Source organism: Aquitalea sp. FG25 (assembly GCF_057809375.1).
Window position 1 is genome coordinate 1 of the sequence record NZ_JBMDJV010000056.1, and the last position, 3751, is coordinate 3751.

At 61.7% G+C, this 3751-nt stretch carries 3 protein-coding genes; all 3 read left to right on the plus strand.

Annotated elements, in window-relative coordinates; genetic code table 11:
• Positions 1–3 precede the first annotated feature (3 nt).
• Positions 4–1239: an arginine deiminase gene (locus ACODR9_RS24205; RefSeq protein WP_488813227.1), complete on the plus strand. Its 1236-nt coding sequence runs from the start codon at positions 4–6 to the stop codon at positions 1237–1239.
• Between the two features lie 93 nt (positions 1240–1332).
• Positions 1333–2343 (plus strand): ornithine carbamoyltransferase, encoded by a 1011-nt coding sequence (locus ACODR9_RS24210; RefSeq protein WP_488813223.1) that lies wholly within the window; start codon positions 1333–1335, stop codon positions 2341–2343.
• Between the two features lie 385 nt (positions 2344–2728).
• Positions 2729–3673 carry a carbamate kinase gene (gene arcC, locus ACODR9_RS24215; protein ID WP_488813225.1) on the plus strand — a complete coding sequence of 315 codons (945 nt, stop codon included), beginning with the start codon at positions 2729–2731 and terminating at the stop codon, positions 3671–3673.
• Positions 3674–3751: the final 78 nt, after the last annotated feature.

The window sequence follows — 3751 nt, forward strand, 5'->3', positions numbered from 1 at the left end:
ATCATGACCAACAAATTTGGTGTGCATTCCGAATGCGGCAAGCTGCGCAGCGTGATGGTGTGCCGTCCGGGCCTGGCCCACAAACGCCTCACCCCCGACAACTGCCACGACCTGCTGTTCGATGACGTGATCTGGGTGGAACGCGCCCAAAAAGACCACGCCTACATGGTTGAACAGATGCGTGCCCGTGGCATCCACGTGATCGAAGCCCACGACGCCCTGGCCCAGGTGCTGGACGACAAGGCCGCCCGCAGCTGGTTGCTGGACCGCAAGGTCAAGGCTGACAACGTCGGTATCGGCATGCTGACCGACCTGCGTAGCTGGCTGGACGAAATGCCCTCCACCCAACTGGCCGAACACCTGATCGGCGGTATCGCCAAGTTTGAACTGCCGTTCGACCCCAAAGGCCTGTTTGGCGGCTATCTGGACCAGTCCGAATTCGTTATTCCGCCGATCCCCAACAGCCTGTTCCAGCGCGACCCGTCCTGCTGGATTTATGAAGGCGTGACGCTGAACCCGATGTACTGGCCGGCCCGCCGTCAGGAAACCCTGATCCTGCAAGCCATCTACCAGCACCACCCGTACTTCGCCGGCAAGGTGAAGGTATGGTGGGGCGACTGCGACAAGAACCACGGCCCGGCCACGCTGGAAGGTGGCGACGTGATGCCGATCGGCAACGGCGTGGTACTGATTGGCATGGGCGAACGCACCAGCCCGCAAGCCGTGGTGCAAGTGGCCAAGAACGTGCTGGGCAAGGAAGGCGGCGCCACCCGTGTGATTGCCTGCCAGATGCCTAAATCGCGTGCCGCCATGCACCTGGACACCGTGTTCAGCTTCCTCGATATCGACCTGCTGTCGGTGTTCCCGGATGTGGTTAACGACATCGTCTGCACCAGCATCTACGCTACGGACAAAGAAGGCGAAATCCGCTTCGAACGCCACGACGGCGTGCCGTTTACCGAAGTAGTGCGCCAGGCACTGGGCCTGAAAGAAGTGCACATCATCCAGACCGCCGGCGATGCCTACCAACGCGAACGCGAACAATGGGATGACGGCAACAACGTGGTGGCACTGGACCGCCGCGTGGTAGTGGCCTACGACCGCAACACCTACACCAACAAGCTGATGCGTCAGCACGGTGTGGAAGTGATCGAGATTCCGGCCTCCGAACTGGGCCGTGGCCGTGGCGGTGGTCACTGCATGACCTGCCCGATCATCCGTGACGAAGTGAAGATTTAAACCGCTGCACCCGCAGCACAGCAAACACATCAATCTCGCCCGGTGGCGTCGGCCCAATGCCCGCCACCCGGCACCGAAACAAGGAGTGTTACCATGGCCTTCAATCTGCGCAACCGCAACTTCCTCCGCATGCTGGACTTCACCCCGCGCGAAATCCGCTACATGCTCGATCTGGCCCGCGACCTGAAACGCGCCAAATACACCGGCACCGAACAGCAACACCTGAAGGGCAAGAACATCGCCCTGATCTTCGAAAAAACCTCCACCCGTACCCGCTGCGCGTTTGAAGTGGCCTGCTACGACCAAGGCGCCAACGTCACCTACCTCGGACCGTCCGGCTCGCAGATCGGCATCAAGGAATCGATGAAAGACACCGCCCGTGTGCTGGGTCGCATGTATGACGCCATCGAATACCGTGGCTTCGACCAAGACATGGTGGAAAACGAACTGGCCAAGTTTGCCGGTGTGCCGGTATACAACGGCCTGACCGACGAATGGCACCCCACCCAGATGCTGGCCGACGTGCTGACCATGTGGGAAAACAGCGACAAGCCCATCTCGCAAATCAGCTACACCTACCTGGGCGACGCCCGCAACAATATGGGCAACTCCCTGCTGGTGATTGGCACCAAGCTGGGCATGGACGTACGCATCGGCGCGCCGAAACACCTGTGGCCGACTGACGAACTGGTGGCCGAATGCCGTGCCATCGCCGCCAGGACCGGCGCCCGCATCACCCTGACCGAAGACGCCGCCGAAGCCGTCAAGGGCACTGACTTCATCCACACCGACGTCTGGGTCTCGATGGGCGAACCGGCCGAAGTCTGGGCCGAACGCATCCGCCTGCTGAAGCCTTACCAAGTGAATGCCGCCCTGATGGCCGCTGCCCAGAACCCGCAAGTCAAGTTCATGCACTGCCTGCCGGCCTACCACAACAGCGAAACCAAGGTGGGCAAGGAAATTGCCGCGCAATACCCGGACCTGGCCAATGGCATTGAAGTGACCGAAGAAGTGTTCGAAAGCGAAGCCTGCATTGCCTTCGAACAAGCCGAGAACCGCATGCACACCATCAAGGCCATTTTGGTTGCCACCCTGGGCGACTAAGACTGGACAACGTGGCAAAGCCCTGCTGCGTTGTTGCGCCGCCTTGCCGTACGACTTGTACTGTCTGCGGCGGCGCGCCTAGCAGCAGCCGCTGCGCTGACTTTGCCACGTCGCCCTTGTTACGCGGCGCGGTGGCAAAGCCCTGCCGCATTGCCAGTCGTTACAGTCTGACCGCAACACCGTTTTACCCTCCGCGACGGCACACCCCTGAAGCCGTGGAGTGGCCCGAGATCCGGCCCCCTCACTCAGCCGGATCTCACCCCCATCCCGGCCCCACTTTCCTGCGGGAAGTCCGGCCACCACATCAGAAATAAGATGGACTGCCCAAGCAGGCCGTCAACGCCACTGTCCCCACCACGCGGACAGGGCCAGAAAAGGAAACATCATGCGAGTCGTCGTAGCCCTGGGCGGCAATGCCCTGCAACGTCGTGGCGAAGCCATGACCGCTGACAACCAACGCGCCAACGTCAAAGTGGCCGCCGAACAACTGGCCGCCGTCACCCGGCTGGGCCACAACCTGGTGATGTGCCACGGTAACGGCCCGCAAGTGGGCCTCTTGGGCCTGCAAAACGACGCCTACGCCCGCCACGTCGACGGCAAGGTCACCCCGTATCCGCTGGATGTACTGGGTGCCCAGACCGAAGGCATGATCGGCTACATGATCGAACAGGAACTGGGCAACGTGCTGCCGTTTGAAGTGCCGCTGGCCACCATCCTCACCCAGACCGAAGTCGACGCTGCCGACCCCGCCTTCCAGAACCCCACCAAGTTCGTTGGCCCGGTGTACAGCAAGCAAGAAGCCGAAGCGCTGGCCGCCAGCCATGGCTGGACAGTCAAAGCCGACGGCGACTACTACCGCCGCGTAGTCCCCAGCCCGAAACCGAAACGCATCTTCGAAATGCGCCCGATCAAATGGATGATCGAAAAAGGCGCGGTGGTGATTGCTGCCGGCGGCGGCGGCATCCCCACCATGTACCAGGGTGACAAACTGGTGGGCGTAGAAGCGGTGATCGACAAAGACCTGGCCTCCGCCCTGCTGGCGCGCGAAGTGGACGCCGACTACTTCGTCATCGCCACCGACGTGAAGAGCGTGTTTGTTGGCTGGGGCACCCCCGAAGCCAAAGCCATCCGCCACGCCCACCCGGACGAAATGGACAAACTGGGCTTTGCGGCGGGTTCGATGGGCCCGAAAGTGGAAGCCGCCTGCGAATTTGCCCGCCTGACCGGCAAGCGCGCCGTGATTGGCGCACTGGAAGACATCGAGAAGATCGTCAAGGGCGAAGCGGGCACCATCATCTCCACCGAAAAGACCGGGATCGAGTGGTACTGAGTGGGGTGCTAAACCGCCCTGCGGCGGCGTTGTGACGTTGGCTGAAGGGTAGGTGAGGTGTTGAACAACAAGGGCTGC

Excerpts from the sequence above, each read along its gene's own strand:
- ACODR9_RS24205 (WP_488813227.1), top strand. The coding sequence starts at position 4 with ATGACCAACAAATTTGGTGTGCATTCCGAATGCGGCAAGCTGCGCAGC.
- ACODR9_RS24210 (WP_488813223.1), top strand. The coding sequence starts at position 1,333 with ATGGCCTTCAATCTGCGCAACCGCAACTTCCTCCGCATGCTGGACTTC.
- arcC (WP_488813225.1), top strand. The coding sequence starts at position 2,729 with ATGCGAGTCGTCGTAGCCCTGGGCGGCAATGCCCTGCAACGTCGTGGC.